Origin of the sequence: Aureivirga marina (assembly GCF_015767265.1) — a bacterium.
Lineage (GTDB): Bacteria > Bacteroidota > Bacteroidia > Flavobacteriales > Flavobacteriaceae > Aureivirga > Aureivirga marina.
This window is the reverse complement of the sequence record NZ_JADPIB010000012.1, coordinates 19,225-37,822: the sequence shown is the minus strand read 5'-3', so window position 1 is coordinate 37,822 and position 18,598 is coordinate 19,225. Positions and strand designations below refer to the sequence as shown.

At 28.4% G+C, this 18,598-nt stretch carries 10 protein-coding genes; 6 read left to right on the top strand and 4 right to left on the bottom strand.

All coding sequences use genetic code 11. The features are described from left to right. The first annotated feature begins 10 nt into the window (after positions 1-10). The 4 genes from I1A51_RS17440 (at position 11) to I1A51_RS17425 (ending at position 11,537) form a co-directional block, all read left to right on the top strand. Entirely contained in the window at positions 11-8,797 is an 8,787-nt protein-coding gene (locus I1A51_RS17440; protein WP_196896205.1) for a T9SS type B sorting domain-containing protein, read from the top strand. Between the two features lie 20 nt (positions 8,798-8,817). Next, entirely contained in the window at positions 8,818-9,762 is a 945-nt protein-coding gene (locus tag I1A51_RS17435; RefSeq protein WP_196896204.1) for a PorP/SprF family type IX secretion system membrane protein, read from the top strand. A 174-nt stretch (positions 9,763-9,936) separates the two neighbouring features. After that, positions 9,937-10,608 carry a hypothetical protein gene (locus I1A51_RS17430; RefSeq protein WP_196896203.1) on the top strand — a complete coding sequence of 224 codons (672 nt, stop codon included), beginning with the start codon at positions 9,937-9,939 and terminating at the stop codon, positions 10,606-10,608. A 77-nt stretch (positions 10,609-10,685) separates the two neighbouring features. After that, on the top strand, positions 10,686-11,537 hold the full coding sequence (locus I1A51_RS17425; RefSeq protein WP_196896202.1) for a cupin-like domain-containing protein: 852 nt from the start codon (positions 10,686-10,688) through the stop codon (positions 11,535-11,537). A gap of 35 nt (positions 11,538-11,572) precedes the next feature. Here the strand turns inward: I1A51_RS17425 and moaA are convergent, their stop codons facing one another. From moaA to I1A51_RS17405, 4 genes are all read right to left on the bottom strand, one after another. Continuing rightward, entirely contained in the window at positions 11,573-12,568 is a 996-nt protein-coding gene (gene moaA, locus I1A51_RS17420; protein WP_196896201.1) for a GTP 3',8-cyclase MoaA, read from the bottom strand. Between the two features lie 78 nt (positions 12,569-12,646). Further along, the gene (locus tag I1A51_RS17415; RefSeq protein ID WP_196896200.1) at positions 12,647-13,144 is read right to left on the bottom strand and encodes an endonuclease V; all 498 of its coding nucleotides are present in this window, start codon (positions 13,142-13,144) and stop codon (positions 12,647-12,649) included. Positions 13,145-13,147: 3 nt separating this feature from the next. After that, complete coding sequence (locus tag I1A51_RS17410) at positions 13,148-13,897, bottom strand: GIN domain-containing protein (protein WP_196896199.1); 750 nt, start codon at positions 13,895-13,897, stop codon at positions 13,148-13,150. Between the two features lie 2 nt (positions 13,898-13,899). Then, the gene (locus tag I1A51_RS17405; RefSeq protein ID WP_196896197.1) at positions 13,900-15,015 is read right to left on the bottom strand and encodes an acyloxyacyl hydrolase; all 1,116 of its coding nucleotides are present in this window, start codon (positions 15,013-15,015) and stop codon (positions 13,900-13,902) included. 149 nt (positions 15,016-15,164) lie between these two features. Between I1A51_RS17405 and I1A51_RS17400 the strand changes: the two genes are divergently transcribed. Both I1A51_RS17400 and I1A51_RS17395 read left to right on the top strand, forming a co-directional pair. Continuing rightward, positions 15,165-15,923 carry a rhomboid family intramembrane serine protease gene (locus I1A51_RS17400; protein WP_196896195.1) on the top strand — a complete coding sequence of 253 codons (759 nt, stop codon included), beginning with the start codon at positions 15,165-15,167 and terminating at the stop codon, positions 15,921-15,923. Positions 15,924-16,122: 199 nt separating this feature from the next. After that, positions 16,123-18,459, top strand: a complete 2,337-nt coding sequence (locus I1A51_RS17395) for an outer membrane beta-barrel family protein (RefSeq protein WP_196896193.1) — start codon at positions 16,123-16,125, stop codon at positions 18,457-18,459. The last annotated feature ends 139 nt before the right edge of the window (positions 18,460-18,598 follow it).

Genomic DNA, 18,598 nt, shown 5'->3' with positions numbered 1-18,598 from the left:
AAATTTTTGTATGCTGCTTATAATACTAGCGACTGGTATTATTCAAGCACAAACAGAAGTAAATTTAACATTTCCAATTGACGCTAGTGAATGGGATGTGGGAGGAAGCGCTTCTGTTAGTAACGACTTTGATAATAATGGATTTTTAGATGAGTTAACCATTTGTCCAAATATACCTGGAAGAAATGGTTATATTTATTATAAAGAGCCATTGAATTTGACTGCATGTTCTAAATGGACAGTTGATTTTAAGTTTAGAATCTATGATGGAAGTTATATACCTGCTGATGGTATTGCTTTTAGTTTTTTAGAAGAAATTCCAACGGGATTTATTACTGGGCAAGGCTTAGGGGTGCCTAATTCACCAAATACAAGAGGATTAGTTATTGGATTTGATATTTATAATAATGAATCTACTGGAACAGGTAGTAATCATGATAATCCTGAAATTCAATTACGAGAAGTAAATGTTGCTGCAAATGTTAGTTATGAAGAATATGTAGGTTTACCACCAAAAGTTAGTTCTCCAACAACGATTAAATTAGGACAAGGAAACTTCTATAATAATAAAAACATCTTAAGACATGACGCATATTCTAAAGCTAGAATTGAATATGTTAATGGAAATATAACAGTTTATATTGATGTAAACCAAGATGGAAATTTACAAGAAATATTAGGACCAACACCACTTCAGTTTAATTATAACTATAGTGGATTTTTAGGTTTTACAGCTTCAACAGGAGCTTATACAGACAACCATTCAATTAAAGATGTAAAAATTACTTTAGATTCAGTAAGTAATACTTTAGATGAAGAAGTAATTTTATGTGAGGGTTCAGTAGATGCTGCAATTTTAGAAGCAGGAGATGGGTATAATTCGTATGTATGGACAGATTCATCTGGTGCCCCTCTTGTTGATAATGATCCATCAGATCCTTCAAATGTGTTAGTAACAGAGCCTGGAGTTTATCAGGTAGTTAAAGATAATCCTTGTGGAACTATTACACACACTTTTACAGTAATTGAAGAACCTGAAATTACAGATCATCCTTTGGCAGATTATGGTGTAATTACTATCGATCCAAGTACTGGAAATGAGATAGTAAATATCATGTTATGTGGATTTGTTGATGAAATTCAATTGGATCCTGATTTTGGAACACCTTCTACTGTAGAATGGATTAAAATTCTAGAAGATGGAACTGAAGAAGTTAAATCTACCGACTATTTTTATTTATTAACAGGGGACGACGCAGAAGGAGATTATAAATTATATTATCAAAATGCAACTTGTGCTAATGAAGCATATTTTACAGTTCATAGAAATGTGATTATTCCAATTGCAACAGAATTAAGCCCTATTACATGTACAGGAGAAAGTGCTGTCGTAAAAGTTAATAATGTACCTTCAAATTATTTATTTTCATTAGATCAAATTAACTGGCAAAATGATCCAGTATTTGAATTCGATACAGGAGGATACTATGAAATTTATGTAAAATCAGGAACGGCTATTGAAGAGTCTTGTATTTATACTGCTGCAATAACAATTTTAGAACCTGCAGATATTGTACTTAATGCAACTGCTGAGTTAGCAACTACTTGTCCTGGTTCACCAATTAATATTGATTTACAAATTGTAAATGCCGCAATTCCTTATACTATTAAAGTAGAGGGGTTACTTTATTCAGGTGAAACAAGTGGACATACTACAAATTTTGTTCAATTATCGAACTTACAAAATAATGGAGCTTATACAATAACAATAACGGATTTTTATGGATGTCAAGAAGTTGTTGTTGTAAATGAAATAGAAAATGACGCAGAAATTGACGTTCATGTGGAAGTTTTAGAAGATTTACACTGTGGACCTGCGAAAATTAATGTTATTGTAAATGGTGGAGTTGCTCCTTACTATTATTTACTTAAAAAAGTAGGGAGTACAACTGTAATTCCTCAATTTGATAATCCTGAATTTGATGTTACTTCTTCGGGAGATTATATAGTAACTGTTTATGACGCAACTTTCGCTTGTGAAATAGATAGTCCAATTTTTACAATTAATGAACCTGTTGAAATAGAATTTGATGTAGATACTGTAGATATTAATTGTTTTGGTTCTGATGATGGACAATTAACAATCAATGTTTCTGGAGGTGCTTCTCCATTAGATTTTAAAATTTCAGGTCCAGTAACTACAAATTATAGTACACAAACTACTTATACAAATTTACCAGCAGGAACTTATAATGTTACTGTAAGAGATAAATATGAATGTACAAGTTCACAAGAAATTATTATTTCTGAACCAGCTGTAGGAATTGCTGCTGATGTTGTTCTTACACAAGATTTTACTTGTACAACTGAAGGAATTATTGAAGTTCAAAATGTAACAGGTGGAGTTGCTCCTTATCAATATTCAATTGATGGAGTGAATTTCCAAGCTTCAAATCAATTTACTGGATTAGTAAATGGGATTTATAACCAAATTGCAATTCAAGATGCAAATGGTTGTACAGTTGTTTTAGATGAATTAACAATTAATGATTTACCAGAAGAACCAGTTGTTACTTCTTTAATTGTTTATGATTGTACTGGAAATGGAACTGTTGAATTAACAACAAATCCAACAGGAACTTATTCGTATAGAATTACAAACCCAACGGTTTCAGCTTGGCAAACATCAAATATTTTTGCTGATTTAGCCGTAGGAAATTATACTGTTGAAGTTGATTATGGTTCTAACTGTATTGTCGAATATACTTTCCAAGTTGAAGATGGAAATCAATTAGGAGCAGAATTATTATTTGTTCAAAATAATACTTGTAAAGATAGTAACGACGGAATAGTTAAACTTCTTGTTTCTAATTATTATACAAATTATCAATATTCAATTGATGGTGGAGCAACATTTATAGACGCTTCAACAGATGAAGTAACTATTGGAAATTTAGAAGATGGAACTTATAATGTGATTGTAAAAAGTCCAACAAATGCATTATGTGAGGTTACTACAAATAATATTGAAATTTCTGAACCAACAGATATTACAGTAACTGTTGATATTTTAAACCCTAGTACGTGTGCGAATCCAGCAGCTGAAATTCAAGTTACAGCAACAGGTGGAACACCTACTTATGAATATAAATTATTAGATTTTGCTAATAATACAATTGTTGATTTCCAAAATTCAAATATTATTGGAGGTTTAACTCCAAACACATATTTTGTTGAAGTTAGAGATGCAAATGGTTGTACAGTAACATCAGCACAATTTGAAATCACAAGTGCTGAAGTTCCAACAGTAGCTATTACAACTCCAACTTTATGTTATGATGGAGATAATAATGCACAGGTGATTGCAACTGTAACTGGAGGAATTGCTCCTTATGAATATAGTTTAAATGGAGGTGCATTCCAAGCTTCAAATACATTCAACTCTTTAACAGACGGAACTTATACTGTTCAAGTAAGAGATGCTTATGGGTGTATGTCAACTTCAAATACAGTGACTATTTTCCCACAATTAATTGTAGGAGCAACATTAGAGGAAGATTTAGTTTGTTTTGAAAATGCAGTTATGAAAATTGAAGTAGCTGGAGGAAATCCACCATATGAATATTACTTATCAGATGGTGTTACACCAACTTCAAATAATGATATTCATGAAGTTAATTTTGGAGCTACTTATACTTTTATTGTTAAAGATGCTAATGGATGTACATTAGAGACAAACGAAGTAGTTGTTACTCCAAACTTACCACCTTTAATGACAATTAATCAACCAGATCCAATTTTATGTTTTGGTGATTTAACTTATATTGAAATTGATGCTACAAATGGAACTTTCCCATATGAATATAGTATTAATGGAGGTTTAACTTGGCAAACAGGAAATGTTTTCTCTGGATTAACTGCTGGAACATACGATGTAGTTGTAAGAGATAGCAAAAATTGTCAAGTTTCACAATCATATGAAATTACACAACCTGATGAATTAAATGCAAATGTGGAATCTATTGAAGAATTATCATGTGTTGCAGGAGAATCAAAAGGGCAAATTCACTTCTTAAATATTGCAGGAGGAACACCTCCATATAAGTTTAGAATTATTGATAATGATGAATCAACTACAAATGCTTATGAAGTTTGGTCAATGGATTATGTTGGTATTACTGTAATGAGTTATACTGATTTACCAGCTGGATTAATTTATTATCCAGAAATTCAAGATGCAAATGGATGTATTGTAACATTTGATTCTGTATATATTTATTCACCACCTACAGAAATTAGTTTAGATGTAACAAATGTTACTGAAGCTACATGTAGTAGTGGTGCAACTGTTAAATTAACAGTATTAAATGCTCCGCCACCTCTAACAGGTAATCCTGAATATCAGTTTACATTAGATGGAGGATTAACTTGGACACCTACGCAAATGGAAGAGGATTATACATATACAGGTCTTGTTCCTGGTGTGACTTACTATTTTGGAGTTCAAGATAAGGCTGGATGTAAATATTTACATGAACCTTATGAAATTGATAATACAGATGCAGTACATGTTGATATTATTAATACAAAAAATACTTGTTTTGGTGATACAAATGGAGAAGTTGAGTTTACAATTAATAATACTGTAGATACTCAAGTTGAAGTAAAATTATTTGATATTGAAACACAAACTTATATCGCAGATTTTATTGCAAATACAAATGAAAATCCATATTCATTTACTGGAATTCCAGCAGGTATTTATAGAATTGAAGCATACGAACAAGGTCCTAATTTCTGTTTAGGAGGAACTCCTGACTTCGATATCTTTACTCCTGAATTTGATTTAACAGGAACAGTTTCTGATCCAGCAGGAATCAAATGTAGTTCAGAAACTACTGTTGTAATGGCAGGAAATGGAGGATTTACTCCTTACCAATATGCATATGTTCCACAAGGAGGAACACCAACAGATGCTGACTATTCAAATAACCAAGTTTTACATATTTCTACAGAAGGAATGTATGATTTCTATATCAAAGATAATGCTGGTTGTGATGTATTAGTTGATACAAAAGAAGTAATTAAAATTCCAGAGCCAACTTTAGCTTTAACGAAGAATAATTGTACAACTGACGGAGTATTTACAATTGATGCTACGATTACTGATTTAGCTGGTTCTAGTTTATTTGTTTATGAATTAAATGGAACAATTGCAGCAGTTGTACCTAATACAACTTATCAATTTGAAGTTGGAACTGTAGGAATTCATACAGTGAAAATTACAGATGTAAATGGTTGTTCTGTTACAGAAACAATTGAAATTCATCCAGAGATTGAATTAGATTATACTGTAAATAAACAAATAGATTGTTCTGCAAATCCAAGTGCAACAGTTACAATTAATGCAACTGGTGGAACGGGAGATTTTACATATTATGTTACAGCTCCTGACGGAACAGAATACAATAATGGATTATTTGGTTTATTTACTGCCAATATAACAACAGAAGGAGATTATATCTTTAAAGTAGAAGATAATATCAATGGATGTGAAAAAGAAATTACAGTACATTTTGACAATCCAAATCCAGTTGAAATTAACAACATTGATGTTGAAAATATTTCTTGTAATGGATTAACAGATGGAAAAATTATTGTTAACATTAATAATAATGGAGATATTCCTTATGAATATAGTTTAAATGATGTTATTTATCAAACAGAAAATGTGTTTGAGAATTTAGCAGCTGGAACTTATACTGTATTTGTTCGTTCTTCTAAAGAATGTAAAGTAAGTCAAGATGTAACGATTACAGAGCCATTAGAGTTAACATTTACTACAAATGTTATAGGATTCTCTTGTAATGCTGATAATTTACCAATTTCAGCGAAGATTGAAGTGAATGCTCAAAATGGTACAGCTCCATATGAATATGAAGTGTTGAATGCTGCTGATAATTCAATTTATGCTGGTTATAATTCGGATAATATAATTGACATTGCAACTTCAGGAAACTATATTGTAAATGTGAGAGATTCACAAGGATGTATCGAAACAAGTGCTCCTATCTTTATCGAAGTATTCCAAGAAATTACTTCAATTGATTTTACAACAATAACAGATATAACATGTACAAACCCTGAAACGGTTCAATTAAATGTTATTGGAGGTTCGGGAATTTATGAATATGAATTAATCCAAACTCCAAGTGTAATTAATAATACAGGAATTTTCGATTTAGAAATTGGAAGTCACTTATTACAAGTTACAGATTTAACAACTGGATGTACTTTTGCAACAAGTTATTTAGTAGAAGATCCAAATGTATTTGATATTAATGTTCAAGTTGTAGCTCAAGTTTCTTGTTATGGAGGAAGCGATGGAAAAATCAATGTTGAGCTTCAAGGAGGAATTTATACAGGAAGTATTTCTTATGAAATTGTTCCAATTGGAACTTCAACACCAGTTATTACAGGAACAAATCCAGATGTTGCAACATTTGAAATTGATAATATTCCAAATGGAAATTATATATTAAACATTACACAAGATGTAAATCCAAGTTGTACAATCGTATCTGACGCATTTACAGTTGGAGGACCATTAGAAGCTTTAGAAGGAAATGTAATTGTTACAACACCATTTACTTGTGCTACTACAGCTGCAGTGAAAGCTTTAGGTAATGGAGGATGGGATAATTATTCTTATGCTTTATTCCAAGGAACAACGGAATTAGGAAACAATTTAACTGGTATTTTTGAAAACTTAAATCCAGGGAACTATGTAATTCAAATTACAGATGATTTAGGTTGTCAAATTGATTTACCATTTACAATTGATACTTATGAAGATATTAATGCTGATTTAGTATTAGTTCAAGATATTACTTGTAGTGGTGATGCTACAGGAATTATGGAAATTACAAATTTAGTTGGTGGTGAAGGATTATTCTCATTCTCAATTTATAGAGATGGACAATTCTTAATTACAGAATATGATACCGTATTTGATGGATTAATCACTGGAGAGTATTATGTTGAAATTGCAGATCAATACGGATGTACATTTACAACGAATACTGTACAATTAGGAAGTCCAGACCCATTATTAGCAGCTGTAAATGTTCATGAGCAATTAGGATGTGATGTTCCAGGTCAAGTTGAAGTTTCAGGATTAAATGGATCAGGAAATTACTACTATAGTAATAATGGTTTATCATTTAATCCAAATCCAATTTTCTTAATTACTGAGCCAGGAGAATATACTTTCTACGTTCAAGATTTAGATACAGGATGTGTGTCATTACCAACAACAATTGAAATTGATCCAGTTCCAGAATTATCTGTAAACTTAATTTTAACAAATGCAGTAATTAACTGTCCAGGTGAAGAAAATGCTTTCGTGACATTTACAACAAGTCCAGGACAAGGTAACTTAGAATATTTCTTATACCAAGGAAACAATGTTGTTGCTGGTCCAACTACAGATTATTTCTTTGATAATTTAGGAGCAGGAACTTATAGAATAAAAGTTGTAAGTAACAATGACTGTTTTGTATTCAGTGATGAATTTACAATTGAAGAGCCATTACCATTATCATATACTTTCCAAGATATTGTTCATATTGATAACTGTAATAACTTAACAGGAAGCTTTACAGTGGATGTGCAAGGAGGTCAAGCGCCTTATGTTTATGATATTGTAGATGGAACTTTAAACTTTACTTCTGATAATGTATTTGATAATTTAGAAGCTGGAGTATATCAATTAGAAATTACAGATGCTCTTGGTTGTATTATTGTAACGGATGAAATCGAAATTATTGGTAAAGAAGTTCTAGGTGTAACAGGTGAAATATTACAACAAGAAATTTGTGAAGGAGATTCAAATGCTGCTTTCGAAGTTCATATTACTGGAGGTCAAGAACCATATTCAACAAGCTTAGAATATGATGGTGAATATGTAGAAAACCAATTCATTTTTGATAATCTTGAAGGAGGACAGATGTATGTTGTTTATATTAAAGATGCTAATGGATGTGAAGCGGGAACTGCTATTACATTTGATGCACCATTTGATTTTGCAGCAACTTACGCTCCAGATTATAGCAATTGTTATACACAAAATGATATCATCATTTCAGTGACTGAAGGTGTACCAGAAGATTATACTTATATCTTAAATGGAGATGATTATTATAATACAAATGTAATTACAGATTTAGCTGAAGGAACTTATTCTATGGAAGTAGTTCACAATGATACAGGATGTAATTATTTCATAGAAAATATAGAAGTGGAAACTGTAGAAGAATTAAGTTTATCAATAGAAAGAACTTTTATAAATGAACTGACATTCTCTGCAAGTGGAGGTATTCCACCATTAACTTACACAATAAATCCAGAGGAATATATGACAGAGATTTCTCCACAGGTTTATGAAGTAAGCGAATCAGGTGTGTATGAAATTACTGTTACAGATGCAAATGGTTGTTCTGTAACACAATCGATAGAGTTTGATTATATAGATATTAATATACCTAATTTCTTTACTCCAAATGGTGATGGAATCAAAGATTTCTGGTACCCAGAAGGATTAGAATATTATCCAGATGCTAAAGTTTCAATCTTTGATAGATACGGAAGAAGATTAGGATACTATCAAGGAGAAAGAGAAGGATGGAATGGTGAATATGATGGTAAAGCTTTACCTTCTGATGATTACTGGTTTACTTTAGAACTATCAGATGAAGAAAACCGACATTTCAAAGGTAATTTCACACTTTATAGATAATACACAAGTAAAAACTGAAAATGAAAAAATACATATTTATAGTTATTGCCCTTCTGTCAGCTTATAATATTAATGCACAGGAGATTCCTAGACAGAATCAATATTTATCGGATAATCCGTACGAAATATCTCCAGCTTGGGCAGGTATTGGAGATTGTTTCAAAATTAGATTAAATGGTGTTGCCCAATGGATAGGTTTAAAAGATGCACCAAGAACTCAAGTTTTATCAGTAGATGGAACTGTTGGGAAGCAAATGGGTGTCGGAATGATATTGACAAATGATAAAAATGGAAATACATCTCAAACACATTTTGCAGCAACATATGCTTATCATTTGGTGATTGATTATTATTCTGATCAGTTTTTATCTTTTGGTATGAGTGCTAAATTAGCTCATTCTAAAGTTGATATTTCGAATTTTATCGATGCACATGAAGATCCAGGTGTTGAAAATAATAGATCTTTTACACAAGCAAATTTTGATATCGCTGGTTTATATAGATATAAAAGATTTTATATCAACTTAACTGCAACAAATTTGTTAAATAAAGAAACAAAAGCTTTTGCAGATTCTGAGCCTGAAAATATTAGAAGTACTTATTTATATACAGGTTATAAATTTGAAGCTGGAGAAGATTTATTTTTTGAGCCATCTCTTTTATATCACTATTATTTTGGTGATGGAAGAGCAGAGATGGATATTAATATGAAATTCTTAAAGAATAATAGAGATGAGAATTATTTTTGGTTAGGAGCAACGTATAGAATGGCTGCGGAACAAAGTCCAAAACCAATTTCTTTTGCTCCAATGGCTGGTATGAGATATGAGAAATTTTATTTAGCTTATGGTTACCAGTTGAGTTTAACGAAAATTCAAAGAACAAATACAGGTTCTCACTTCATTTCTTTAGGTTATAGTTTCTTATGTAACAAAAATTCAGATTTATGTACTTTCTGGTACTAAAAAATCTTAATACATATTAAAAATTAAAAGGAGAGCTTCAAGTTCTCCTTTTTTTATCTCTAATTTCTGTGTTCTATTTTTATTAAAAAAAATAAAAGAAACTTTTGAAAGAGATATTTTATTTATTTTTGGTCAATGATTTAGATAAATCAAAATTATTTTTCAAAAAGTATTATGAGATTAAACATTTTATTGGTTGCAGTTTTAATTCCGTTATTCTATAATTGTTCTTCAGATAAAAAAGAGACAGAACAAAAAGAAGAAATTTTACAAAATGATTCAACTTTAACTTCACAGAGAAAAGTGGAGGAAATTGCTCCTTTGACAAATGAAGCGAAAAAAAATATAGAAGAATGGAAGTATTATAATCAATTAAATGAACTTGTAGAACGTTTAAAAACAATGTCTGTTGCTGAAGCTTTTAGTAATGCAGATGAATTAACTTTTTTGACAAGGTCTTTAAAAGATTCGATTTCTGTAGATGATTTAGATATTCCTGAAATTAGAATTCGTCTTAATTTATTAAATAATGAAGCTTTAAAATTAAAAGATTTATCAACAATTCAAGGAATCAGTTTGGATAGCCAAGCAAACAATGAAATTCAAAAAATTGTAGAGACATTTTCTGGAATTAATAATCGTATTAATTCAGTATATTATTTAAAAGATCTTCAAAGCAATCCTCAAATGAATGCAATGGATTCTTTATTCTTAAAAGATTTAAAAAGTTTAAAGGACACAACGGAAGTTATAAAAAAGCAAAAGAAAACAAATGATACTTCTAAAACCAAAAAACCTTCTAAAATAAAACCTAAAATATCTTCTAGATTACTTAAAAAAGAGTAAAATAGATTCTCATATTCAATAAATTAGTAAATTTAACTTTCAACCCTTGGATTGTTATACCTCTAAATAACAACTATATGAAGTTAAATTTACAAGATGTTGAACGAGTTTCATCAATCTCTAAGGAAGAGTTTATAGCAAAATATTATAAGCCACAAAAGCCTGTTATAATTGAAAATCTAACAGATAGTTGGAATGCTAAAAATAAATGGAGTTTCGAGTATATTGCAGAGAAAGTAGGAGACAAAATTGTTCCGTTATACGATAATAGTCCAGTTGATTATTCTAAGAAGTTTAACGAACCTGTGGCGAAAATGTCTTTCAAAGATTATATTAAACTTCTTAAAAAAGAGCCAACAGATTTAAGAATTTTCTTATTTAATATTTTAAAAGAAGTTCCTGAACTTCGAGATGATTTTGAATTTCCAGAAATTGGTATAAATTTTATCAAACAAATGCCAATGTTATTTTTTGGAGGTCAAGAATCTAGAGTTTTTATGCATTATGATATTGATTATAGTAATTTGATGCATTTTCATTTTCATGGAGAAAAAGAATGTATTTTATTTCCACCAAGCGAAACCAAATATTTATATAAAATTCCTTATTCTTTAATAAGTAGAGAAGATATTGATTTTAATAATCCAAATTTTGAAAAATGGCCCAATTTAGCCAAAGCAAAAGGATTTAAAGTACATTTAAATCATGGAGAAGCTGTATATATTCCAGAAGGATATTGGCATCATATGTTTTATAAAACAGCTGGTTTTTCAATGACTTTAAGAGCATATCCAAGAAATATCAAAAGTTTGAGTATCGCATTATATAATATCATTTATATGCGAAATTTTGACAATCTAATGCGAAAAATTCAAGGTCAAAAATGGCTTGAATACAAAAATAATAAAGCGATTAAGACAATTGTATAAAAATACTAAAAGGCATTATGAAAATAATGTCTTTTTTAACCTCCAATAGTTGACATACTTTCAGAAACATTTGGATTTTTTCGTCTATTTTCTTCTGCGACAAATCCATTTTTAGGTTTTTGAGGAATAATTTCTAAGAATAAATCTTTTAAATCTTCATTACTAATATCTTTATTTAAAACTTCTTTTAAATTAAAAACACCATCATCAAAAAGACAATTTTTAATCATTCCTGTTGCAGTAATTCGAACACGATTACAATCATGACAAATAGTTCTTGTATATGCTGGAATAATTCCAAAATTTCCTGTAGAATCTGGAAGTTTAAAATTTTTAGAAGTAGAAGATTTTTCATGATCTAAAATTTCAAATTCAGGATGTGATTTACGAATTTCTTCTAAAATCCTGTTATAATTCCAAACTTCATCGATTGTTCTTTGTCCTGTTCCATTAAATGGCATTTCTTCAATAAAACGAACAGAAAGATTTCTTTCTTGAGAAAGTGCGACAAAATCGCCTATTTCGTCTGTATTAACTCCAGGTTGAACAACAATATTTAGTTTTAAATTGATTTTACTTTTTTCTAAAAGATTTAATGTGTCAAAAACATCATGGAAATTATTTCTTCTGGTAATTTCAAAAAAGCGTTCAGGTTTTAAACTATCAATACTTAAATTAATCGTATTAATGTTTAATTCTTCTAGTTTTGGAATATTATGTTTTACTAAAGCTCCATTTGTTGTAATATTAATTTTCTTTAGTAAATCATTATAAGAAAGCATTTCTAAAAGTTGCATAAAATCTTTTCTAACAAAAGGCTCTCCACCTGTAAGTCGAATTTTATTGACACCAAGTTCTGTTAATGCTCTAGTAATTCTGTAAATTTCTTTATAGGAAAGTAACTCTTTACGAGGAACAATTTTAATACCTTCAGCTGGCATACAATATTTACATCTTAGATTACATCTGTCTGTAACAGCAAGCCTCAAATAGGTAATTTGTCTTCCATATTTATCAATCAGCTTATTCATCTTTTTAAATTACCGTAGAAGTAAAACTTCTTAATTGTTAGAAAACACAAATTTAGAGAAAAAAAAGCGCTTAACTGATTATTCTCTACTAAATTGGTCCAATTTTTTTAAAATTGTAGGTATTCTATACTTACCGTGCATGATTTTTATCATATTTTCACAAAAATCGACATCAATTCCTTTAGAAGTGACAAATAATGGCTTTTTACTTTCTCCTCTAAAAACTTCTCTTTTATTCGGATTTTCATCTGAAAAATCGTTTTTTGCAACACCAATAATTGGATATTTTTCGTTTAAAGCATGATACAAATATCCACCTAATCCATCTTTGGTTTTTGTTAAAGTAACATATCCATCTACGATTAAAATAGCATCTTCTTCTAAATTTATTTTTTCTAATAAACTTAAAAGACAAGGTAATTCTCTTTTATAAAAAGAACCACTTTCATAATTTCCAGGAATAGTGATTTCTTCTTGAAAAATTTCTAAGATAGATTCAGATTCCCAATTTCTAAATTTTACACAAACTGTTTTTGCAGTTTTTTCTTTATAATAAGTGTCAAATGCGTAAATCATAGCTTAATTATTAATAATAACTTTTCCTTTATATAATTCTAATATATCTATTTCCTCAGGTGTATTATACAAAATAATATTTCCTAAAGAATGAATTGTTCCTGATATTTTATCTATTGGATGAAGTAATATATCATTTGTACTTTCTTGTCGAATAGAAGTGTTTTTAGAAATTAAATTTTTTCCATCCAAAAATGGAGCTCCAGAAAAGAAAGCAATATTTAAATTTTCGGTTCTGCCTTCTATGGAAAAATCAGCAAATTCAACTCCAAAAATATTTAAACTCAAACAATTTACTTTTAAATCAAAAGTTCCAACAGCCAAACCAGAATTTCCTTCTTCCAAAGTAGAAAGTGTTAAATTAGGAAAAAATAAAATCTGAGTTGAATAAATTTTATATTGTGTGTTATTTTCAATTTTAGTTAAATGATCTGTGATTAAAGTAATATTTGTCGCTTTTAAATTTCGTGTCAAATTACAAGTTTCTTCCATATTTAAAACTAATTTACCATCTTCAATAAAATGAGTAAAGTTTTCAATTCGGTTTTCACTGGTTTTAACAATTAATTTTTTCTCAAAACCAAATTTTACTTCTAAAGAAATATTTTCATTTACTATAACTTCATCAAAAGATGTTAAATCAAAATCATATTCTCTAATGTCGCTACTATTATAAAAACATTCGCCAATATCTTCCGCAGCACAAGAAGAAAATAATGTTATAAGAAAGAGAAAATAAATATTTTTTGTCATGATTAAATTCGAATTCCTAATCCAAAACCAAAAGATTCTGCTTTTGCAGAATGTGCTTTTAGTTGAATTTGAGAATAAATGTGTTTAGTTAAATAATACTTGATTCCGATATTTTCATAAATACTTCCTTCTATTTTAAAAGGAGAATAAATGTAATAACCTAATTGAACAATAGCGGAAACTTTATTGATAAATAATTCGTGTCCAACAATAACAGAAACTCTTTTGTAATCGGGTAATTTTTCAGGAATATCAGGATAATAAGAAAGAGATTTATAATAAATATGTTCTTTTAAAAATTTAGAATTGAAATACTCGAATCCAGCTTGAAAAGCAGATTTTTTAGAAATACGTTTGTCTGCATATAAACTTATATGATAAAAAGGATAACGATCACTTCCGATGACATCAGATTGGTTTTTTCCTGTTAAGAACAAAAGATTCACTTTTATTCGTTCTTTTTTAGGAATCGTACTTTTTAATCTTCGTGTAGAACGTTTTTGCTTTTTTCCAAGAGAATAATTTATCCCAACAAAAGTAGAAAAGACATTAGAACCAGAATTTGGAGATTTTGAACTTCCATTTGAATTATGAATGATCGAAATTCCAGCTTTAATTCCAAAATTTTTAATTAATAAAAGTCTTTGATAATATAAATTAAAGAAAATACTTGCATTTACATGAGAACCGAAAATGTTATTCTTCTTGTTTTCATAACGGTCATATGGTTTTGTAACATAAGAAAGTCCAGTTCCAACTTTTAAAACAACCTGATTTCTTTCTTTAAAATGTCTTAAATAAAAACTATAATGACCATTAATTGCATATAATTTTCCAAGTTTTTCATTGTGATAATCTTGTGTGTAGAATGTAAAACCATAATCTGGATAATTATAAATACGTTCCCATTCTTTCTTTCCAATAGATCTTTGATTAAAACTGAAAATAAAACCAGTTGGGTGATTTTGGGTTAAATGACTTATAGATGGTTTATGTTTTATGATGGAACCATAGTAAGTTGAAACATCTATAAAATATTTTGAACTTTTAAGCTTAGACCTTTGCGAAAAAACAAAAAAGCAGTTGAGGTAAATTAAAAATAGGGTTAATTTTTTCATATTCTCCAAGAAAGCGCAAAGATAGAGTTTTAACAATTTATATGAAATATTTTCATAAAATCGTGATAATCTGGCAGATTTAGTATGTCAAATTGTTTGATTTGTTATTTTGGATATGTTTTTGTGACTAAGTAGCAAAAGGATAAAAAATGGATGAAAATGTAAAATTAGGACCACAGATTCATAAAGCAATATTTTTTGTATTGCCAATGTGGATTGTATATATAATAGAAATTGTTTTAAATAAAAATTTTAATCATTTAGGAATTTATCCAAAAGAATTTTTTGGATTGAGAGGAGTGTTGTTTAGTCCATTTTTACATGGAGATTTAAAACATTTATTTAATAATACAATTCCAATTTTAGTTTTAACAACAGTTTTGTTTTTTTTCTATAGAAAGATTGCGAATAAAGTATTTTTCTATGGTTTTTTCTTAACGGGAATACTAACATGGATTATCGCAAAAGATTCCTATCATATTGGAGCTAGTGGAATAGTTTATATGTTATTTGGTTTTATATTTTTTAGTGGAATTATTAGAAGATATTTTCGTTTAACAGCTTTATCATTTATGGTGATTTTTCTTTATGGAAGTATGTTTTGGTATATTTTTCCAATAGAAGATAAAATTTCATGGGAAGGTCATTTATCAGGTTTATTAGTTGGTTTGGCATTTGCAATTTATTATAGAGCACAAGGTCCAAAACCAATTCCTTTTAAATTTTCAAAAACAGAATTTGATTCTTGGTTTGATGACGAAGGAAATTTTTCTCCACCAGTTGTTGAAGAGGAAAAAGAAGAAAATCAAGAAGAAGAAACTGAAAATAAAAAAGACAAGCCTAAACTTCAAATAAAATATTATTATCAAAAAAGAAAAATTGATGAAAAAAATGTAAACAAAGAATGAAAAATTGATAAATAATTACCAAGTATTAGTTGTGTATTTATAGAAATAATGTTAATATTGTATATAAGTAAAAATTAAAAATATAATTTTAGTATAATCTTATTATCAATTATATAAAAATTAACAGATTACTTTTACTTTAAATTGCTTAAACTAACATTATAATTGCAATTGTTGCAAGCAACTTATACTTATATCTATGAAGAGAGTATTATTATTAATTTTCTTATTAGCCCCTTTTCTAGCTTTTACCCAAAGTAAGTTGTTTGGTGTCGTGAGAGACATGTCAAGTAATGTTTCCTATGCGAATGTTGTATTAACAGATACAGAAGGGAAAATAATTACACATGATGTAACAGATGATAATGGTTATTTCGAAATAACTGTTAAGAATGGTGTTTATATTATAAAGATAACTTATGTTGGATTTGATACTTGGGAAAGACACTTAGAAATATCTAAAAATACAGATTTAGGAATAATTTCTTTAAAAGAAAATAGTGAAAAATTAGATCAAGTAGAGATTACTTCATATCGAAATTTGGTTAAAAGAAAAGAGGGTAAAATTCATTTTAATGTAAAAGATAGTCCTTTTAAAGAAGGGTATGAAGCAATAGATATTTTGCGAATTTCACCACAAGTATTAGTAGATATTGAAGGAAATATTTCTTTACCACAAGGAACTCCAAAAGTGTTTATTAATGGAAGAGAAGTGAAACTTTCAGGAAAAGATTTGGCAAATTATTTAGCAGCAATTGATTCAAAAAATATTGTTAGAGTTGAGGTTGATGTAAATAGTTCTGCAAAAAATGCTGCAACAGGAAATAATGGAACGATTAACATAGTTTTAAAGGAATTCCCAGTTGGAATTAGTTCAACATTTCAAGGGAGGCTTTGGTATAAAGATGAAAATAATATAGATAAATATATTGGAAATTCTACCCTTTTTGGTTCAAAAAAATGGAATGGATATTTGATTTCAGATTATGGAAAATCTTTTAATGAGACTAAAAATACTTTGATAAATGAATATGACTCAGGAGATATTTTGAATAATAAATCAATTGCTAATATTAATAGTGATTTTATTCGTTTTAAATCAGGATTATTATTTTATCCTTCTAAAAAACTAACTTTTGGGATAGATGGTTTTTACTCAAATTATAGATCAAATAATAATGATAACGGATTGATTAATTTATTTCAAAATTCACAAGAATCAGTTTCCTCTAATATTTTAAATTCAGAAGACAAGTATGATTATTGGAATGCAACTATTGATATTTCTTATGATTTAGATACTTTAGGAAGTAAAGTAAAATTTGTTGGAGAAATTGGAGATAAAAAATACGATAATCACAATATTCTAGATATTAATGATGTTGTAAATGAGTATTCTGAAAAAAATATTACGAATTCTAATTCTGATTCGAAATTTTCTGAATTTCGTTTAGATTGGAATCAAAAATTAAAAAATAATTTTGAATTTTCTTTGGGAAGTAATTATTCGAATATTGATAGGTTTAATTTATTAGATGTAAATGTTTCATATGATAATCATATCTTTTTTAATGATGAAAATGAAGACTATGAAAATAAAGAAACAATTTTAGCAAATTATTTTACAATAAATAAAACACATAAAAAACATTATTTCGATTTAGGATTAAGAATAGAATCAACAGATATTAAAGGAATTGATAAAATTCAAAATAATGAAATTAAACAAAAATATACGGATTTCTTTCCAACTTTAAATTACTCTTACCAAATTTCTAATTATAAAAATTTATCCTTTGGTGCTTCAAGAGGAATTCAACGTGCTTCCTTTTTTGATTTAAATCCCTATGTAATTAAAATAAATGATAAAAATTATTTAGAAGGAAATCCAAATCTTAGACCTTCTTATAATTATACTTTAAACTTGAGTTATAATTATAAAAAACACTCTTTTTCTTTTTATTTTAAAAACATAGATGATATTATTGCTCCATTTTCAAGAAATGTTGGAGAAGATATTATAGTAACAAGACCTGAAAATTTAAATACGAATCGAACTTATACTTTAAATTATACTTTTTCAGGAAAAATTCATCCAAAGATTTTTGTGAATTTTAAAAATAATTTCTTCTATACAGAACAAGAAATAGGTAATGAACTATATGAAACTCCTGGAATTACTAGTAATTTATTAGTTTATTATTTTATGAATAAGAAAACGACATTTTATATTACTAATAAATTTGCATCAAAATATAGAACAGGAATATTGTTAGAATCAGCTTTTGATAGATTTTCAATTGGATTAAAAAGAAAAATGTTTAAAAATAAAGGCGTTTTAACTTTAACACTTTATGATGTATTTGATACGTTTAGAACAGAAACAAATGCAGACTATGGAACTTTTTCTCAATATAGTCACTCCAAAAGTTTAACTAGATCTTTTGTAGTTCATTTTAAATATACTTTCTCAAGTAAAAAGAAATTTAAGAACAAGAAAATTCAACATAATTCTGGATTTGAAGGAAGATTATAAAATTGTATAAAAAGTATAAACTTTTAATAAAATCGTATTAAAAAATTGAATCTTAATATAGTAACTTTGAAATGTGGGTTACTAACTAAAAATATCTTTTTTTCACAACCATCTTTGTTTTGAAGATGGTTTTTTTGTG